16 protein-coding genes are annotated in these 16,889 nt (G+C 71.7%); 8 read left to right on the top strand and 8 right to left on the bottom strand.

The window, feature by feature from the left end:
• The first annotated feature begins 21 nt into the window (after positions 1–21).
• Positions 22–1,020: a sigma-70 family RNA polymerase sigma factor gene (locus ACWC94_RS02015; RefSeq protein WP_450794401.1), complete on the top strand. Its 999-nt coding sequence runs from the start codon at positions 22–24 to the stop codon at positions 1,018–1,020.
• Between the two features lie 1,449 nt (positions 1,021–2,469).
• Positions 2,470–3,102: a TetR/AcrR family transcriptional regulator gene (locus ACWC94_RS02020; RefSeq protein WP_450794603.1), complete on the top strand. Its 633-nt coding sequence runs from the start codon at positions 2,470–2,472 to the stop codon at positions 3,100–3,102.
• Between the two features lie 101 nt (positions 3,103–3,203).
• Here the strand turns inward: ACWC94_RS02020 and ACWC94_RS02025 are convergent, their stop codons facing one another.
• On the bottom strand, positions 3,204–4,190 hold the full coding sequence (locus ACWC94_RS02025) for a helix-turn-helix transcriptional regulator (RefSeq protein WP_450794402.1): 987 nt from the start codon (positions 4,188–4,190) through the stop codon (positions 3,204–3,206).
• Positions 4,191–4,456: 266 nt separating this feature from the next.
• Between ACWC94_RS02025 and ACWC94_RS02030 the strand changes: the two genes are divergently transcribed.
• The 5 genes from ACWC94_RS02030 (at position 4,457) to ACWC94_RS02050 (ending at position 10,594) form a co-directional block, all read left to right on the top strand.
• The gene (locus ACWC94_RS02030) at positions 4,457–5,887 is read left to right on the top strand and encodes an MFS transporter (protein ID WP_450794604.1); all 1,431 of its coding nucleotides are present in this window, start codon (positions 4,457–4,459) and stop codon (positions 5,885–5,887) included.
• A 217-nt stretch (positions 5,888–6,104) separates the two neighbouring features.
• Entirely contained in the window at positions 6,105–6,866 is a 762-nt protein-coding gene (locus ACWC94_RS02035; RefSeq protein WP_450794403.1) for a DeoR/GlpR family DNA-binding transcription regulator, read from the top strand.
• Entirely contained in the window at positions 6,863–7,810 is a 948-nt protein-coding gene (pfkB, locus tag ACWC94_RS02040; protein ID WP_450794404.1) for a 1-phosphofructokinase, read from the top strand. The genes ACWC94_RS02035 and pfkB overlap by 4 nt, the downstream gene beginning before the upstream one ends.
• Before the next feature lie 160 nt (positions 7,811–7,970).
• The gene (locus ACWC94_RS02045; RefSeq protein WP_450794405.1) at positions 7,971–10,220 is read left to right on the top strand and encodes a PTS fructose transporter subunit IIABC; all 2,250 of its coding nucleotides are present in this window, start codon (positions 7,971–7,973) and stop codon (positions 10,218–10,220) included.
• A gap of 122 nt (positions 10,221–10,342) precedes the next feature.
• The gene (locus tag ACWC94_RS02050) at positions 10,343–10,594 is read left to right on the top strand and encodes a hypothetical protein (RefSeq protein ID WP_450794406.1); all 252 of its coding nucleotides are present in this window, start codon (positions 10,343–10,345) and stop codon (positions 10,592–10,594) included.
• 37 nt (positions 10,595–10,631) lie between these two features.
• Here the strand turns inward: ACWC94_RS02050 and ACWC94_RS02055 are convergent, their stop codons facing one another.
• The 4 genes from ACWC94_RS02055 to ACWC94_RS02070 form a co-directional block, all read right to left on the bottom strand.
• A complete protein-coding gene (locus ACWC94_RS02055; RefSeq protein ID WP_450794407.1) occupies positions 10,632–11,378 on the bottom strand; it encodes a DUF6227 family protein in 747 nt (248 codons plus the stop codon).
• Positions 11,379–11,535: 157 nt separating this feature from the next.
• Complete coding sequence (locus ACWC94_RS02060; RefSeq protein WP_450794605.1) at positions 11,536–12,699, bottom strand: L,D-transpeptidase; 1,164 nt, start codon at positions 12,697–12,699, stop codon at positions 11,536–11,538.
• 251 nt (positions 12,700–12,950) lie between these two features.
• Entirely contained in the window at positions 12,951–13,976 is a 1,026-nt protein-coding gene (locus ACWC94_RS02065; RefSeq protein WP_450794408.1) for a P1 family peptidase, read from the bottom strand.
• A 38-nt stretch (positions 13,977–14,014) separates the two neighbouring features.
• Complete coding sequence (locus ACWC94_RS02070; protein WP_450794409.1) at positions 14,015–15,250, bottom strand: low temperature requirement protein A; 1,236 nt, start codon at positions 15,248–15,250, stop codon at positions 14,015–14,017.
• Between the two features lie 135 nt (positions 15,251–15,385).
• Here ACWC94_RS02070 and ACWC94_RS02075 point away from each other — a divergent pair, with 135 nt between their 5' ends.
• Complete coding sequence (locus tag ACWC94_RS02075) at positions 15,386–15,562, top strand: hypothetical protein (RefSeq protein WP_450794410.1); 177 nt, start codon at positions 15,386–15,388, stop codon at positions 15,560–15,562.
• Positions 15,563–15,581: 19 nt separating this feature from the next.
• On the opposite strand, the gene mscL is transcribed toward ACWC94_RS02075, so the two are convergent.
• From mscL to ACWC94_RS02090, 3 genes are all read right to left on the bottom strand, one after another.
• Complete coding sequence (mscL, locus tag ACWC94_RS02080) at positions 15,582–16,040, bottom strand: large conductance mechanosensitive channel protein MscL (protein ID WP_450794411.1); 459 nt, start codon at positions 16,038–16,040, stop codon at positions 15,582–15,584.
• A gap of 138 nt (positions 16,041–16,178) precedes the next feature.
• Positions 16,179–16,691 carry a hypothetical protein gene (locus ACWC94_RS02085; RefSeq protein ID WP_450794606.1) on the bottom strand — a complete coding sequence of 171 codons (513 nt, stop codon included), beginning with the start codon at positions 16,689–16,691 and terminating at the stop codon, positions 16,179–16,181.
• The gene (locus ACWC94_RS02090; RefSeq protein ID WP_450794617.1) at positions 16,663–16,863 is read right to left on the bottom strand and encodes a hypothetical protein; all 201 of its coding nucleotides are present in this window, start codon (positions 16,861–16,863) and stop codon (positions 16,663–16,665) included. Before ACWC94_RS02090 ends, ACWC94_RS02085 begins: the two co-directional genes overlap by 29 nt.
• Positions 16,864–16,889 lie beyond the last annotated feature (26 nt).

Here is a 16,889-nt window from a genome sequence, read left to right on the forward strand (position 1 = left end):
CACCATCGCAAGGGAGCACGCATGGCAACCCGTGCCGTCGCCCGTCGTCAGTCCGCCACCGGCGAGACGGCCGACTCGGCAAGCAGTGTTCGCGCTCATGGCGGCGAGATCGCGGACCGCGACCTGGTCGGCATGTACCTCGACGAGATCGCGCGTACACCCCTGCTCGACGCCGCAAAGGAGGTCGAGCTGTCCCAGACCATCGAGGCGGGTGTCTTCGCGCAGCAGGTCCTCGACGGTGAGGAGGAGACCACGACGGACGCCACCCGCGAGGAGCTCCAGGCGCTGGTCGCCGCCGGCGAGCGAGCCAAGGACATCTTCATCCGTTCCAACCTCCGCCTCGTCGTGGCGGTGGCCCGGCGCTACCCGCGCAGCGGCCTCCCCCTGCTCGACCTGATCCAGGAGGGCAACGCCGGCCTGGTGCGCGCCGTCGAGAAGTTCGACTACCGCAAGGGCTTCAAGTTCTCGACGTACGCCACCTGGTGGATCCGTCAGGCCATCACCCGCTCCATCGCCGACCAGTCCCGCACCATCCGGCTCCCCGTCCACCTGGTGGAGGAGCTGGGCCGCATCCGCCGCGTGCAGCGCGAGTTCAACCGTGAGAACGGCCGTGACCCGGAGCCCGCGGAGATCGCCGCGGAGCTGGGCGCCACACCGGAGCGCGTCATCGACGTCCTCGACTGGGCCCGCGACCCGGTCTCGCTGAACATGTCGGTGGACGACGAGGGCGAGACGCAGTTCGGCGACCTGCTGGAGGACACGTCGGCGGTCAGTCCCGAGCAGTCCGTCCTCACCCTCCTGCGCAGCGAGGAACTGGACGACCTGATCGGCCGCCTGGACCAGCGCACGGCCTCCATCATCAAGATGCGGTACGGCATCGAGGACGGCCGCGAGCGCACCCTGACCGAGGTCGGCAAGGAGCACGGCCTGACCCGCGAACGCATCCGCCAGATCGAGAAGCACGCCCTCCTCGAACTGAAGAAGCTGGCCCGCGACACCGGGTTCGACGCGGCGGCGTAAGGGGCTTCCGGGGGATGCGGGTGGCGGGGCCGGCGGCGGCCATGGCCTGCGGCTGCGGCCGGGGGCATGTGGCCGTCATGCCTGTCGGCGGCTGTGGGCCGTGTGTGTCGTGGTACCTGCCGGCGGCTGCGGGGCCCAGGCCACCGGGGCATGCCGTCTCGGCTGCGGGGCCCGCGGCCGGCCAGTGGGGTATGCCGTCTCGGCTGCGGGTCCGCGGCTACCGCATGCCGTCGGGGTGGACGGGGGCGGGGCGTGCCCGGGTGTCTGGTGCGGGGTGTGCTGGGGATGCCCTCGAGATGCCTGGGCGTGCGGGCCGGGCGGTGTGCCCGGGCGGGTCAGGCGTGCGGGGCGTGTCGGATGTGTGTCCGGCTGCCCGGGGCGCGGGGTGTGCCGGGTGCGTGGTGTCCGGCAGCCTGTGGTGTGTGCCTGGGTGCGTCCGGTGCGCGGAGACGCGTGGTGCCTCGGGGGCGTACGGTGCCCCGGGAGCGCGCACGCCGGTGGCGAAAGACGGCGCAAACATGGCGCTGCCCCATCGCTTCAACTCCTGGGCCCGCGGGAACAACCCTTCCGGGCCCAGCAGTAGCCAGCCCCCGGAACCGCACTCCCCACACACCGTACAGACGGCCGACCCCCCACGCGCCCACGCCGCACCACAGATCCGCGTCCACGCCGCACGACAGATCCGCGCCCACGCCGCACCACAGAGCCAGGTCCCGACGCAATCCCCCCCGGCGCCGGGACCTCCCGAGCCGGGCTTCGGCACCCTTCCCCCCCGGGTGCCGGAGCCCGGCTTCATCTGCGTCCGTACATCGGTCAACTACCGGTCGAATCCGGGGCCTTGGGCTTCGGCGACGGCCAACCGCCGACATTCGGCCGCACCCGACGGAAAGGTTCCGGACGCCTGTCACAGCCCCCGGCTGCCCGACCTCCCATCTCCCCTGAGAGTCATCTCGGCCAGGAACCGCACCCGCTGACCGCTCGGCTCGCCCGGGTGTCCCCTCGGGCCGCCGACCGCTCCCGCAGCGCCGGGGCCGCCCGTCGATCACCGGCGACACCGGCTCAAGCGCCGGTCAGCCGTTGACGAGGGGCGGCGGGGCGGGCGGAGGTGTTCCTGCGGAGGTTCGCGCTCGGCTTCCGGACGCCCGAGCAGCCACTTGCGCGGCGAGATGGGACGGGGCGGGGCGGGGTGGGACGAGGCGGAGGCGCACGGGGTGCCGGGGGAGGCGGCGAGGCGCTGCGGCGAGGGGTTGCGGCGGCAGAATCCGCTTCCGGCGCATCCTGGAATGACGGCCCACCCCGTACCTGAACCCCGGGGTGGACCGTCGGATGGCAGATTCTGCCACATGGGCATAGCCTGCCGGGGTGAGCACCACCCCCAGCGCCGCCCACCAGCTGTTTTCCGCCTCTGCGCCGGTCTCGCTGACCGAACGCCGGAAGGCCGAGACCCGGATGGAGATCGCCCGCGCGGCGGCCGCCCTGTTCGTCCGTCAGGGCCTGCGGGCCACCCGTGCCGAGGACATCGCGCAGGCGGCGGGCATCGCACCGCGGACGTTCTACCGCTACTTCGCCACCAAGGAGGAAGCGGTCGCCCCCCTCTACGCCGCGGGCGCCCAGCTCTGGGCGGAAGCACTCCGCTCGGCCCCGGCCCACCTGACCGTCCCGGAGGCCCTGGAGCACGCCGTCCACCACACCCTCACCCCCGGTGTCGGGGTCTCGGTGGCGTCCTGGGAATGGGTCCGCACCCTGATCCGGCTGGCCGGTGACAGCCCCGCCCTGCGCAAGGTCTGGGCCGAGGTGTGCCAGGCATCGGAACAGACCCTGGCCGAGATCTTGGCGGACCGCACGACACCGACGGCCCTCCGCGCCGGCCCCGCGGCCCCCGTACCGGTCACCCCCGACCTCCGCTTCGCCGCCGCCGTGGCCGGCGCCGCCGTTCGCGTGGCCGTGGAGTCCTGGGCCGCCGCATCCTCCCCGCCCGCCGGCCCGAACGGCCCCGCGGCCCTCGCCCTGGGCAACCTCGTTTCCCTGCGGGGCTTCGAGTGGGCCGGGGGGCAGGGCGAAACCGCTGGTGAAGGGACGTGAGGCCGGAGGAAGCCGGGCCGTCACCGAAGAAGACGTGAAGCAGGGCAAGTCAGGGCCCTCACCCCAGGGCGCCCCCCGGCACCGTCCTCCCCGGCACCGCCCTACCCGGCACCGTGCCCAGCACTGCCCTCGCCCGCCCTGCTCAGCCTCCCGCCCAACTCCCGTGCGGACGCGGCGAGTTCACTGGGCTCCCGCACGGTGAACTCGTAACCCGCCATCACCAGCCGCACCGCCAGCCACTCCACGGAATCGCCGGAGGTGCCCCGCAGGACACAACCGCCCCCGCCGTCGTCCTCCAGTGCCCCGAGCCATGCCGGCAGTCGTGCGGAGACCTGCTCCGCCGGCGCGGCGAACCGCACCACGAACGCGTAGGTCTCCTGCCGCCGATGGATGGACTGCCGCAGGTATTCGGCGGCGCTCCCGGCCGGCAGCTCCCGTGGCGCGAACCGGGCTCCGGTCGCGAACGGCTCGCTCACCCGGTCCACCCGGAAGGTCCGCCAGTCGGCACGGTCGAGGTCGTAGGCGACCAGGTACCACCGCAGCCCGGTCGACACCAGCCGGTGCGGCTCGGTCAGCCGCCGCGACTCGCTGCCGTCCTTGGCGCGGTAGACGAACCGCAGCCGCTCGTGCCCCGCCACCGTCGAGGCCATCACGGTCAGCGTCTCCGGCGCGATGCTCGGCCCGTCCCCGCTGGTCAGCGGTGTGGTCGCCGCCTGCAGCGTGGACACCCTGTGGCGCAGCCGGGCCGGCAGCACCTGCTCCAGCTTGGCCAGGGCCCGTACGGACGCCTCGTCCACGCCCTCCACCGCATGCCCGGCACCGGCCCGCAGACCCACCGCGATGGCCACCGCCTCCTCGTCGTCCAGTACCAGCGGCGGCATCGCCTTGCCCGCCACCAGCCGGTACCCGCCGTCCGAACCCTTCGTGGCCTGCACCGGATAGCCCAGCTCCCGCAACCGGTCGATGTCCCGGCGCACGGTACGGCGCGACACCGCCAGCCGCTCGGCGAGCTCCCCGCCGGGCCACTCGCGGGGTGTCTGCAGGAGCGAGAGGAGCTGTAGCAGCCGTGCCGGCGTGTCCGTGGTCATGACTACGAGAATGCCGTAGCACTAGGACATGATCTGACCTAATGGGCTCCTATGGTGACGACATGAACCACATCGACGGCAACGCCGCCAAGGGGCGCGGGACTGTATCCGGCAGCGCCTCCCCCGCGGGGCGCGACCAGCTCCAGCGAACCGGGACCGAAGACGCCGCACCGGCCCCGACGGCGCTCTCCACCTCTGCTCCTTCCACGCCTTCCCCATCTGCTCCCGTCGGCGGAGCGCATCGCTGGCTGGCCCTGGCCATCGTCATGACCGCTGCATTCATGGACCTGGTCGACGTGACGATCGTCAACATCGCCATCCCGTCGATCAAGCGGAGCGCCAACGCCTCGGTCAGCCAGATCCAGTGGATAACCGCCGGTTACGCTCTGGCCTTCGCCGCCGGTCTCATCACCGGTGGCCGTCTCGGTGACATCCACGGCCGCAAGCGGCTGTTCCTGATCGGTATCGGCGGCTTCACCCTCGCCTCGGCCCTGTGCGGCTTCGCCGCCAACCCGGAGATGCTGGTCGCCTCCCGCATCCTGCAGGGCGGCATGGCGGCGATGATGGTGCCGCAGGTGCTGTCGATCGTGCACTCCACCTTCCCGGCCCACGAACGCGGCAAGGTGTTCGGCCTGTTCGGCGCGATCGTCGGTCTGGGCGCGGTCTCCGGCCCGCTGCTCGGCGCCCTGCTGACCGAGTGGAACCTGTTCGGCCTCGAATGGCGGCCCATCTTCCTCATCAACCTCCCCGTCGGTGTCCTGGCCTGGCTGCTGGGCAGTCGCTTCATCACCGAGTCGAAGGCCCCCAAGGCGCTGAAGCTGGACCTCGTCGGTGTCGCCCTGGTCTCGCTGGGCCTGCTGATGCTGCTCTACCCGCTCACGCGCGGCCGGGAGCTGGGCTGGCCGCTGTGGGGGTACGCCTGCATGGCCGGCGCGCTCGTCGTCTTCGCGGTGCTGGTGTCGTACGAAAAACGGAAGGCTGCCAGGGACGGTTCCCCGCTCGTCGAACTGTCCCTCTTCCGGGTGAAGAGCTTCGCCGCGGGCATCGCCGTGCAGACCGTCTTCGGTGTCGCACTCGGCATCTTCTTCCTGGTCTGGACGCTGTACATGCAGATCGGCCTGGGCTGGAGCCCGTTGCGGGCAGGGCTGACCGGCGTGCCGTTCTCCCTCGCGGTGTCCACGGCGGCCGGTCTGTCGGTGCAGCAGCTGGTACCGCGGTTCGGGCGGAAGGTGCTCCAGGCGGGCGCGCTGGTGATGGGTGTGGGCGTCCTGCTCTATCTGTGGGAGGCACACCGGTACGGCCTGGCCATCGCCTCGTGGCAAATGGCCCTGCCGCTGGTCGTGATGGGGGCCGGGATGGGGCTGATCGTCGCCCCGCTGACCGACGCGGTGCTCTCGGAGGTTCCGCACGAGCACGCCGGTTCCGCGTCCGGCCTGATCAACACGGTGCAGCAGATGGGCAACGCGCTCGGCCTCGGACTCGTGTCCGTGGTGTTCTTCGGCCAGATCGGCGACCGGCTGGCCCAGGCCCAGGTCGGGCCCGCGTACGTGCACGCCTTCCAGTACGCGCTGTGGTGGGTCGCGGCGATCATGGGCGTGATCTTCCTGCTGATGACCGCTCTGCCGAAGCGGCCCGCGCAGGAGACGGCGGAGACGGAGCCGTCTGCCACGGAGAGGGAGCCCGAGCTGGTCTCCTGACCAGCCACGACGAGGCCCGGCACCGACCAGGTGCCGGGCCTCCGTGTTGTCCGTGACGATGTGCCGCACTCTCCTCCGGACAGCTACCGAAGTCCGTTCATGCCCGATTGGAATCCGAACCTGTTTACTTTCAGGAAGTCCGGGCGTAGCCTCGCCTTGAAACCACACGTTCGGGCATCACGCGGCAGCGAACGGACATCGGTCGGAGGCCAGCGACATGTACGCACCGGAACGGCAGCAGGAGATCCTCCGGCTCGCACGCGAGGGCGGCCGGGTGGACGTGCTCTCGCTCGCCGAGGAGTTCCAGGTCACCGCGGAAACGATCCGTCGCGATCTGAAGGCCCTCGACCGCGCCGGCCTCGTCCGCCGGGTGCACGGCGGAGCCATCCCGGTCGGCCGCCTCGACTTCGAACCGGACCTCACCGAGCGCGAGTCCACCGCCGCCGACGAGAAGGACCGCATCGCCAAGGCCGCCCTCGCCGAACTGCCGACCGAGGGCACGATGATCCTCGACGCCGGTACGACCGTCGCCCGGGTCGCCGCCGCGATCCCGCTGGAGGCCTCCCTGACCGTCGTCACGCACAGCCTGCCCATCGCCGCCCGCCTCGCCGACCACCCCGGCATCCAGCTCCACCTGGTCGGAGGGCGCGTACGACACCGCACGCGCGCCGCCGTGGACGCCTGGGCGCTCCGCGCCTACGGCGAGATCCGCGCCGACGTGCTGTTCGTGGCGGCGAACGGCTTCTCCGCCGAGCACGGTCTGACCACCCCCGACCTCGCCGAGGCCGCGGTCAAGCGGGCCGCGGTCGCCGCCGCCCGCCGTGTGGTGCTGCTGGCCGACTCCGCCAAGCACGGCCAGGAACACTTCGCCCGCTTCAGCGCCCTGAGCGACGTGGACCTGCTGATCACCGACAGCGGGCTGAGCCCCGAAGACGCCGCCGCCATCGAGCGCGGCGGCACGGAAGTAGTGCGCGCATGATCCTCACCGTCACCCCCAACCCGTCCCTCGACCGCACCTACGAGGTCCTCCGCCTGGAGCGCGGCGAAGTCATCCGCGCCGAGACCGAGCGGATGGACCCGGGCGGCAAGGGCGTGAACGTCTCGCGCGCCGTCACGGCCGCCGGACGGCACACGGTCGCCGTCCTGCCCCTGGGGGGTGCGCCGGGGGCGCTCGTCGCCGACCTCCTCGACGCGCAGGGCATCGAGGTCGCGCCCGTCCCGATCACCGGAGCCACCCGCTCCAACATCGCGCTCGCCGAGGCGGACGGGGTGCTCACGAAGATCAACGCTCCCGGCCCCGAACTGACCACGGCCGAACAGGAACTCCTCCTGGACACCGTGCGCGAGCAGTCCCGGGACGCCGACTGGATCGCGTGCTGCGGCAGCCTGCCGCGGGGGCTCGCGCCCTCGTGGTACGCCGAGGTCGTCACGCGGGCGCACGCCGGTGGCGCACGCATCGCGCTGGACACCTCGGGCCGTGCGCTGCTGGAGGCGCTGCGCGCGCGGCCGGACGTGGTGAAACCCAACGCCGAGGAGCTCGCGGAAGCCGTCGGGCGCCCCCTGGCGACGGTGGGCGACGCGCTGAAGGCCGCCGAGGAGGTGCGCGCCATGGGCGCACGCGCCGTGCTCGCAAGCCTGGGCGCCGACGGGCAGCTCCTCGTGGAGGACGCGGGCGCCTGGTTCGCCGCCGCCCGCGTGAACACCGTCCGCAGCAACGTCGGCGCCGGCGACTCCTCCCTCGCCGGCTTCCTGATCGCCGGCGGCACCGGCCCCGAGGCCCTCGCCTCCGCCGTCGCCCACGGCGCCGCCGCCGTCCAGCTCCCCGGCAGCGTCATGCCGACCCCCGCCGACCTGGACCCGGCGGCGGTGACCGTCACGCCCGAGATCCCGCTCGACCGCCAACTGACGGAGCCGGTGTCATGAACGCCCTGACCCGCCGTCGTACGACCGCTCCGGCCCGGCCCTGGCGAGACTCCCCGTCACTCACCACGGCCACCCTCCCCACCGCCTCCCCCCACAGCACCCCCGTCCCCACCTCCGCCCACCCCTCCCCCCGGGCGATACGCGTGCATTGGAGCCCGCGATGAGCTACATGATCACCGCGGACCTGGTCGACCTCGACCTGTCCGCCGACACCAAGCAAGCGGCGGCGCGCGCCCTCGCCGAGCGCATGGTGGCCCAGGGCCGGGTGACCGACCTGGAAGGCTTCCTCGCCGACGTGGCCGCCCGCGAGGCCCAGATGCCGACCGGCCTCGACGGCGGCATCGGCATCCCGCACTGCCGCAGCAGCCACGTCACCGAGCCGACCCTCGCCTTCGGTCGCAGCGCCGCCGGCGTCGACTTCGGTGCCGCGGACGGCCCGGCCGACCTCATCTTCCTGATCGCGGCACCGGCCGGCGCCGATGACGCCCACCTCACGATCCTCTCCTCACTGGCCCGCCAGCTGATGAACGCCGAGTTCACCTCGGCGCTGCGCGCGGTGTCCGACACCGGGACGGCGGCGGCACTGATCCGCGGGGACGAGACACCGAGCGCGGCGCAGACGCCGGAGGCGTCTTCGGACGAGGGCGCGGAGGACGACACGAGCGCGGGCGCGGCCAGCGCAGCGAGCGCCGGGGGCGTGCACTCGGGCGCGGGCGCGAACGCTGCTGCAGGCGCCGCTCAAGGCGCCGTGGGCGCTGCGGGCACGTCCGAAGACTCCGCTGCGACGCCGGTGGCGGCCTCCGCCGGCGCCGCAGCGGACACCACGGCGCGGACACCGAACGCATCCGCCCCGGCGCAGGCCACCCCTGCGGGCGCCGGCTCCACCCCGGACTCAGGCGAGCGCCCCTTCCGTATCGTCGCCGTCACCTCCTGCCCCACCGGCATCGCACACACCTACATGGCAGCCGAATCCCTGGAGAACGCCGGCCGCGAGACAGGCGTCGAACTCGTCGTCGAGACGCAGGGTTCGGCCGGATTCACCCGGCTGGACCCGGCGGTGATCGCGGCGGCCGACGGCGTGATCTTCGCGCACGACGTCCCCGTACGCGACAAGGACCGCTTCGCAGGCAAGCCGACCGTCGACGTAGGAGTGAAGGCAGGCATCAACCGAGCCGCCGAACTCATCACCGAGGTACGCGAGAAGGCGGCGCGCGGCGAAAAGAGCGCGCCGGCGCCCACGTCGGGCAGCACGCCGGTCGAGCGCGCCGGTGACGCCACCGAGGGATACGGCACCAAGCTCCGCAAGTGGCTGATGAGCGGCGTGAGCTACATGGTCCCGTTCGTCGCCGCAGGCGGCCTCCTCATCGCCCTGGGCTTCGCGATCGGCGGCTACAAGATCAACAAAGCGCCGTCGGTGATGGACCACTTCGTGTGGACCCAGGCCGACAGCTGGGGCGCCCTGCTGTTCCAGATCGGCGCCGTGGCCTTCGGTTTCCTGGTCCCGGTCCTGGCCGGCTACATCGCCTACGGCATGGCCGACCGGCCCGGTCTGGTCCCCGGCTTCGTGGGCGGCGCCATCTCACTGACCATCAACGCGGGCTTCCTCGGCGGCCTGGCGGCCGGCCTGATCGCCGGTGGCGTGGTGCTGGCGATCCAGAAGGCCAACATTCCGCCAGCCCTGCGCGGCATCATGCCCGTGGTGGTGATCCCGTTGATCTCCTCGGCGATCGTCGGATTCCTGATGTTCGTCGTGATCGGCAAACCCATCGCCACCGCCCAGAAGGGCCTCACCGACTGGCTGAACGGCCTCACCGGCACCAACGCCATCCTGCTCGGCGCCCTGCTCGGCCTGATGATGTGCTTCGACCTGGGCGGCCCGGTCAACAAGGTCGCCTACACCTTCGCCACCGCCGGTATCGCGGTCTCGAACCCCAGCGACTCCGCGATGAAGATCATGGCAGCGGTGATGGCGGCCGGCATGGTCCCGCCGCTGGCGATGGCCCTGGCCACCACCGTGCGCGGCAAGCTGTTCACCCAGACCGAACGCGAGAACGGCAAGGCCGCCTGGGTCCTGGGCGCCTCCTTCATCTCCGAGGGCGCGATCCCGTTCGCCGCGGCGGACCCGCTGCGGGTCATCCCCTCCGCCATGGTCGGCGGCGCGCTCACCGGCGCCCTGTCGATGGCCTTCGGCGCCACCCTGCGCGCCCCCCACGGCGGTGTCTTCGTGGTCCCGCTGATCGGCAACCCGTTCCTGTACCTCGTCGCCATCGCGGCCGGCGTCTGCGCCACCACGGCCCTGGTCGTCCTCCTCAAGGGCATGCGCAAGCCGGCCCCGGAGACCACGGGCGCCGACCCCGCCGCCCACGCGGCCGACACACCCAAGGGGACCAAGCAGCCCGTGGCGGCCTGACCACCGAACCCACCCCGCCGGCACGCCTTGTCCCTTTAGTTCGCTGTGAGTTGTTCACGGCACCTGCGAGATACGTCACGGTCCGGGACCAAAGTCCCGGGCCGTGGTGTGTACTGGGGCGTATGCCAGAGCATGTCTCGACTCTCCAGCTGGCCGGCGCGGCCGTCCTCACCCTGGCCGGCGTGGCCTGGGCGATCGGCGTCATACGCCTGCTGCGCCGCTTCCGCACGGAGGCCCTGCGAGAGATCCCGGCTGTCCGCCTCTCGGTCCTGCCGTCCCAGTCCCGGACCGGGCCCGTGCGGGAATCGGTGGACCTGACCCCCGCGGAACGCGACGCCTTCAACGGACTGGTACGGCAACTCGGCAACTCCTGACCGGAGGGTGGCCCGGTGTGGCCGGACGGCCCGGCTGCTACCCCTGCCGCGCCGCGCGCCGCTCCATGGCGTCCCGGGCCGCGTCTTCCGACATGTACACCTCGCACATGTGCCGCCCGTCGGGCGTCGCCGTGTGCTCGACCTCCCACAGGGAGATCTCGCTGTCGTCCGGCAGCAGGAACGCGTGCTCGTACAGCGCGTAGCTCAGTCCCGCGCGTCCGGCGCGCCCCGGGCGCCCGAACGCCTGCGTGATCTCATGTGCGGTCGCCGTCGCCAGCAGCGCCGCCGTCTCCGCACCCGGACGGTCCGGGTTCTCCGCACGGCGCAGGAGCCGACGCGCGTGGTCCGCCGAGTCGTCGGAGGCGAACACGTGCCGGGGCTCGGGAATCGCCCACAGCCGCATCAGCGCGGGCAGCTCGAACTCCGGCGTGTCCGGCGGCATTCCGAGCCGCGCGGTGGCCGCCTGCAGCTCCTCCTCGTCGACGTACACCTCGTGCTCCGGAGGGCCACCCGGCGTGGGGTTGTGCACGAGCTCCCACAGGGTGACCGCGGAACCGTCGGCGAGGAGCCAGGTGTGCCGGTAAGTCTCCCGGTGCAACCCCGCGCTGTGGTGCGCGGAATGCAGCGAGCTGTCGTGGACCAGCGCGCAGTCGAGCTGCCGTATCACCTCGTCGGGCAGCTCGAAGGAGTTCAGGGCACGGCCGAGAAGCCGCGCGAGATGCTCCTCCGGAGACTCGGGCGACTCGGCTGGTTCGTACGCTGCTGTCTCGTACGGAACGCTCAAGGCATCTCCCGGCGTTGCTGCATGTCACCTTGTGGGTGCATACGGTAGCCCCTCGGTCGGACATCATGTCCGGGAACCGAGAAAACGTACGCCGGGAAAACGCGCGGGCCGCGCGAAAAGTTCCCGCGCGGCCTCACGAGGCGTCAAAATCTGCAGATCAGGCGGAGCTTCCCGTGGTCCAGGCGCTCCACGACATGTTCCAGCCGTTGAGCCCGTTGTCCGGCGCGACAGTCGTGTCGGGGGAGTTCTTCACGATCACGACGTCCCCGACGAGCGAGTTGTCGAAGAACCACTTGGCGGACGTGGCGCCCTGCGCGCCCTGCACGTCCGCGAGGCCGACGCAGCCGTGACTGGTGCCCTCCCGGCCGAACGGCGGGTTGCCCTTGGGGTACCAGTAGTTGCCGTGGATGAACGTTCCCGACGACGTCAGCCGCATCGCGTGCGGCACGTCCGGGATGTCGTACTCGCCGCCGAAGCCGACCGTCGAGCCGTTCATGCGGGTCTGCACGAACTTCTCGGCGATCACCATCTGCCCGTTGTACGTCGTGTGCTGCGGGCTGCCCGCGGAGATCGGCACCGTCTTGATCGTCTTGCCGTCCCGCACCACGGTCATGGTCTGCGTGTGGACGTCGACCGTGGAGACCTGCGACCGCCCGACGGTGAAGGAGACGGTCTTCTTCTGCACCCCGTAGACGCCCTTCGCGCCCTCGACCCCGTCCAGGTCGATGTTCATCGTGACCTTGGAACCGGCCTTCCAGTACTCCTGCGGCCGGAAGTCCAGCCGCCGGTCCCCGAACCAGTGCCCGACCACCTGCTGACCACTGCTGGAGTTGACCGAGATGTGCGACTGCACGGTCTTCTTGTCGGTGATCGACTTGTCGAAGGTGAACGACACCGGCATCCCCACACCGACCGTACTGCCGCTGTCCGGCGTGTACGTGCCGATGAAGCTGTTCGCCGACGTGACGGTGGTGAAGATGGAATTGGCCGCGGCGGTACGCCCGTCGGCGTCCTTCGCCGTCGCGCTCATCTGGTACTTCGTCCCGCGCTCCAGCTGCTGCTTCGGCTTCCAGGCGCTGCCGTCCGCCGATATCGCCCCGGCCACGGTCTGACCCGTCCCCGCCACGGTCATCTTCACGTCGGTCAGCTTGCCGCCGCTGACCTTCACTCCGGTCGCGTTGATGGACGCGCCCGTCGAACCGTCCTTGGCGGAGATCACAATCTTCGCCGTCGACGTCTTGGGGGAGTCCTTGTCCCCCTTCCCGTCGCTGGTCGCGTTGGCGCTGCCACCGCAGGCGGTCAGGGTCAGGGCGCCGACCATCATGGCGGCACAGGCCCCCAGCGCGCGCCGCGCTGCAATGTCCGGCGTTGTCACGGGCTGCTCCAGGTTCATGTGATGTGCGTGATCCGTTCCAGTGCGTGAAGAAAGAGCGCACCGGCGCCCGGGAAGGTTCCTTCCAACCCCCGTAAACGCCATCACGTGACAGAACCGCGACAATTCAAGCCCCTGGGCGCGGCATGCGAGCGGAGTGCACGCGCAGCGGGGGGCGCGACCCTGCGCCCCCACCACCCCTATCGCGCCCCGTACAACTCCCCGAACGACGGCCACGTCCCGCCCGGTCCCACGACCGACTCCGCGGCGCGCACGCCCCGTACGATCGCGCGCGACACGACATCCGCGCCGGCGGCGAGGAGGCCGTTGAGCTCCAACGGGTCCTCGGGCAGCGAGCGTGCGCCGGTCGCCAGCGCGAACACCGTGTCGCCGTCGTTCATGAGGTGCACCGGCCGTACGGCGCGCGCAATCCCGTCGTGCGCCGTCCCCGCCAGCTTCTGCGCCTGCGCCTTGGAGAGGCCGGCGTCGGTCGCGACCACGGCCAGCGTCGTGTTGAGCGGGGGCGTCGCGCTCTTGACGGCGGTTTCGGCGAGGCGCCGGCGCGCGTCCTCGTGCACGCGCCCCTCGGGATACTCCACCCGCCCCTGAAGCAACTCCCCGTACAGCGCCCCCGTCTCGGGCTCGATCACCGACCCCGCGGCGTTCACCACCACCAGCGCGGCCACGGTGATCCCCGAGTCGAGCACGGTGCTCGCGGTACCCACCCCGCCCTTGATCCGCCCCGCCACGGCGCCCGTGCCGGCCCCGACGCACCCCTCAGCCACCCGGGCGCCCGGCGCGCTCGCCGCGGCGGCCTCCACCGCCGCGCGCCCCGCCGCCGCGTCCGGCCGCGCACGGAAGTTCCCGCCGCGCCCCAGGTCGAAGACACACGCGGCAGGCACGACCGGCACGACGTGCGCCGGATCCGCCCCCACCCGCACCCCGCGCCCCTGCTCCTCCAGCCAGCCCATCACACCGGACGCCGCATCGAGCCCGTATGCGCTGCCACCGGTCAGCACCACCGCGTCGACCCGCTGCACCAGGTTGCGCGGATCGAGTGCATCGGTCTCCCTGGTACCGGGGCCACCGCCGCGCACATCCACGGCGACGACCGCGCCGCCCTCCGGGGCGAGGACGACCGTGGTGCCGGTGAGCCAGCCGTCCCCGGTGAGGGTCGCGTGACCCACCCGCACCCCGGCGATGTCGGTGATTGCGTCAACTGTCATGCAGGCCAGTCTCGCCTGCCGGCACCGGGGAGGAGGGCTCAGTCTGCCGGAGCGGTGGCGCTCGCGGCACGCTCCCGGCTGACCATGCGCGCCGTCAGCGTCGCTCCGGTCGCCACCGCGGCCGAGGTCACGAGCCCCGCCGCGAGCACCGCCCAGTCGCCAAGGAAGGTGCAGCAGATCACCAGCAGCGCCGTGACCGGCAGCACCAGCTGCTGGGCGATGCCGACCTTGAAATGCCTCGAGTGCAGCGCCCAGACGGTCAGCAGATACAGCGCCGTCGGCAGCGTGACGGCGGCCGACGCGGACAGCGCGGAAATGTGGGTCTTGCCGACCGCGTGCTCCACGGCCACCTCCAGGCCCGCGCCGATCGCCGCGGCCGAGGCGAAGATCAGGTAGTGCCCGTAGCCCCACAGGAACGCCTGCCTGTTGGAGCGCAGGTGGCCGTGGATGGGCACCACGAAGTAGATCCACCATGCGCAAAAGACGATCAGGAGCCCGCCCGCGGCGATCGGCAGCAACTCGCCCAGCGCGTCGTGCTCGTCCACGGCCGACTTCACGGCGACGGTCGCCGCGGCGATCGTCTCGCCGAGCACGATGATGGTGAACAGGCCGTACCGCTCGGCGATGTGGTGCGGATGCCAGGAGGTCCCGTGGCCCTTCTCGGCGAACAGCGGCACGCACATCTCCGCGATCGCCATCACGAGGAACACCCAGGGCCGCACGGGCGGGGGCAACAGCACCAGTCCGAGCCAGCCGACCAGGCACAGCAGCACACCGCAGGCGTACCGCAACGCCATGGTTCTCTCCGCGCCCTCGGCGGATCTCGCGGCTCTCAGCCACTGCGTGGCCATGGCCAGCCGCATGATCACGTAGCCGAGCCAGACCACGAGGTAGTCGTGCTGGAAGGCCCGGGAGATGCCGGCCGCCAGCACCAGGACGCCGGCGATCTGCACCAGGGTGACGACCCGGTAGAGCGCGTCGTCGTTGTCGTACGCCGAGGCGAACCAGGTGAAGTTCATCCAGGCCCACCAGATGGCGAAGAACTGCATGGCGTAGTTGAGGATCCCGCCGCCCGCGTGTCCTTCGGCGACGGCGTGCACCAGTTGCGCACCCGCCTGCGCGATCGCCACCACGAAACACAGGTCGAAGAAGAGCTCTAGCGGCGAGGAGACCCGGTGCGCCTCGTCGCGCCCGCGCGCGGTGAGCCGTCGCAGCGGTCCGGGGGACCGTGGTGCGCCCGAGGGGGCGGGCGCCGGAGCGGAACGCGACGTCATGCCTCTCAGCACACCAGAAAAGCGGCCGGAAGGCTTTGTGAAGGCACCGGCAGACAGTGAACGCATTCACAAGCGGCTCTTGCGGGGGGCGCCGGACGCGCGCGGGCGCGTGGACCGGCACCGTACGCTTGAGGCATGAGTACCGCCCCGGAATCCGAGCCCCGCGACCCGAAGCCCGCGCTGGTCTTCGCCGACCCGCTGGACCAGCAGTCCTCGGACGACACCGATCGCGGATGGGGCGAGCGCACGGACGGCGACAGCGCCGCCGACCTGAAGCGGTTCCTGGACGAGAAGCCGCCCCACCACCTCTGAGCCGTCCGCAGCAGCGCCGCTAGCGCTCGTCGCGCCCCGATCCACGCTGCGCGACCAGCGCGTCGCGGATCTCCTTGAGCACCTCCAGCTCGGTCACCTCGACGACCTCCTTCGTGCCCTCCCGTGCCGCCTTGCGGGCCGCCTGCCGGGCCAGGTACTTCGACATCGGCAGCACCATCAGGAAGTACACCACCGTCGCGGTGATCAGGAAGGTCAGCGTGGCACCGAGGACAGAGCCCCACATCAGTTGGATGCCGTGGGTCCCTTGGCACTTGGCGCTCAGGCACGAACTGTAGTTGTCCAGGTTCTGTGTGCCGATCGCGCCGACCAGCGGATTGATGATCCCCTTCACCACCGAGTTGACGATGTTCGAGAAGGCCGCGCCGATCACCACGGCCACGGCCAGGTCGACGACGTTGCCGCGCATGAGGAAGGCCTTGAAGCCCTGCCAGACGCTCGGTTCCTGCTTCGCGCTCACCTAGGGGACTCTCCTCGTATGCACAGGGTGTGGAACGAATCGCTCCGCAACCTACGGCACGGTGACGCCCTTCTGTCCAGTGCCCCTGCTCGATCAAGCGACTCGGCAGCAGGCCGCGCAGGAAGTGTCCGAGACGGTTCAGCACAGTGTCACCGCCAGGCGTGCCGTGGCGCTCGCGCCGACCAGCCGTGCCGCCGTGGTGCGCGGCACCGACAACACGACCAGCGCCCCGCTCTCCGCCCCGCCCTCCAGGGGCTCGGGCACCCTGGTCACCCGCACACCGCGCGCGAGCACCCGGGCGACGCCCCCGGCCGACGGGTCCTCCGCGGCGATGACGTCGACACGGTCGCCGGGCCGCAGGAGGCGGACCGTGGCCGCGTCGGCGATCCGCACCGGCGCCGTCACCACGTCCACCGCCGCATGCCGGCGTACGGGCTGCGTGACCCGGTGACCGCGGGCCTGTTCCCCGCGGTGCGGTTCGGCCCCGCCGCGCGGCCCTGCGGCGACGAGCGCGGCCGCGGTCACCGCGAGACCGGCAGCGATGGCCCGCCTGCGGTGCCGTACGAGCCGCTGCAGCTGATACCGCCCGCCGCGCACGCGCACCGGGGGGAACTGCGGGATCTCACAGGTCGCCGGCGCGTCCGTGCCCAGCGGACGCGGGAGCCGGAGGGGAGGCGGGAAGGGCGAGCCGGCCGGCGGGGGTGAAGGACACGAGGGCGGAGAGGGCGGAAAAGGGGGAGGGGGCGAGGACGGATTCGGGGACGACCAGGACCGGGGCACGGGGATCACCGCCTGCGACGAGGAGTTCGGCTTGCGAGGCCACGATGAGGCCTCGCGCCGAATCCCGCC

The organism is Streptomyces sp. NPDC001135 (assembly GCF_053598395.1).

What these genes read in the sequence shown, in the direction of transcription:
- ACWC94_RS02070 (WP_450794409.1), bottom strand. Translation starts at nt 15,250, where the DNA reads ATGACGTCGCGTTCCGCTCCGGCGCCCGCCCCCTCGGGCGCACCACGG.
- ACWC94_RS02060 (WP_450794605.1), bottom strand. Translation starts at nt 12,699, where the DNA reads ATGGTCGGCGCCCTGACCCTGACCGCCTGCGGTGGCAGCGCCAACGCG.
- pfkB (WP_450794404.1), top strand. Translation starts at nt 6,863, where the DNA reads ATGATCCTCACCGTCACCCCCAACCCGTCCCTCGACCGCACCTACGAG.
- ACWC94_RS02075 (WP_450794410.1), top strand. Translation starts at nt 15,386, where the DNA reads ATGAGTACCGCCCCGGAATCCGAGCCCCGCGACCCGAAGCCCGCGCTG.
- ACWC94_RS02025 (WP_450794402.1), bottom strand. Translation starts at nt 4,190, where the DNA reads ATGACCACGGACACGCCGGCACGGCTGCTACAGCTCCTCTCGCTCCTG.
- ACWC94_RS02035 (WP_450794403.1), top strand. Translation starts at nt 6,105, where the DNA reads ATGTACGCACCGGAACGGCAGCAGGAGATCCTCCGGCTCGCACGCGAG.
- ACWC94_RS02030 (WP_450794604.1), top strand. Translation starts at nt 4,457, where the DNA reads ATGACCGCTGCATTCATGGACCTGGTCGACGTGACGATCGTCAACATC.
- ACWC94_RS02050 (WP_450794406.1), top strand. Translation starts at nt 10,343, where the DNA reads ATGCCAGAGCATGTCTCGACTCTCCAGCTGGCCGGCGCGGCCGTCCTC.
- ACWC94_RS02015 (WP_450794401.1), top strand. Translation starts at nt 22, where the DNA reads ATGGCAACCCGTGCCGTCGCCCGTCGTCAGTCCGCCACCGGCGAGACG.
- ACWC94_RS02045 (WP_450794405.1), top strand. Translation starts at nt 7,971, where the DNA reads ATGAGCTACATGATCACCGCGGACCTGGTCGACCTCGACCTGTCCGCC.
- ACWC94_RS02065 (WP_450794408.1), bottom strand. Translation starts at nt 13,976, where the DNA reads ATGACAGTTGACGCAATCACCGACATCGCCGGGGTGCGGGTGGGTCAC.
- ACWC94_RS02020 (WP_450794603.1), top strand. Translation starts at nt 2,470, where the DNA reads ATGGAGATCGCCCGCGCGGCGGCCGCCCTGTTCGTCCGTCAGGGCCTG.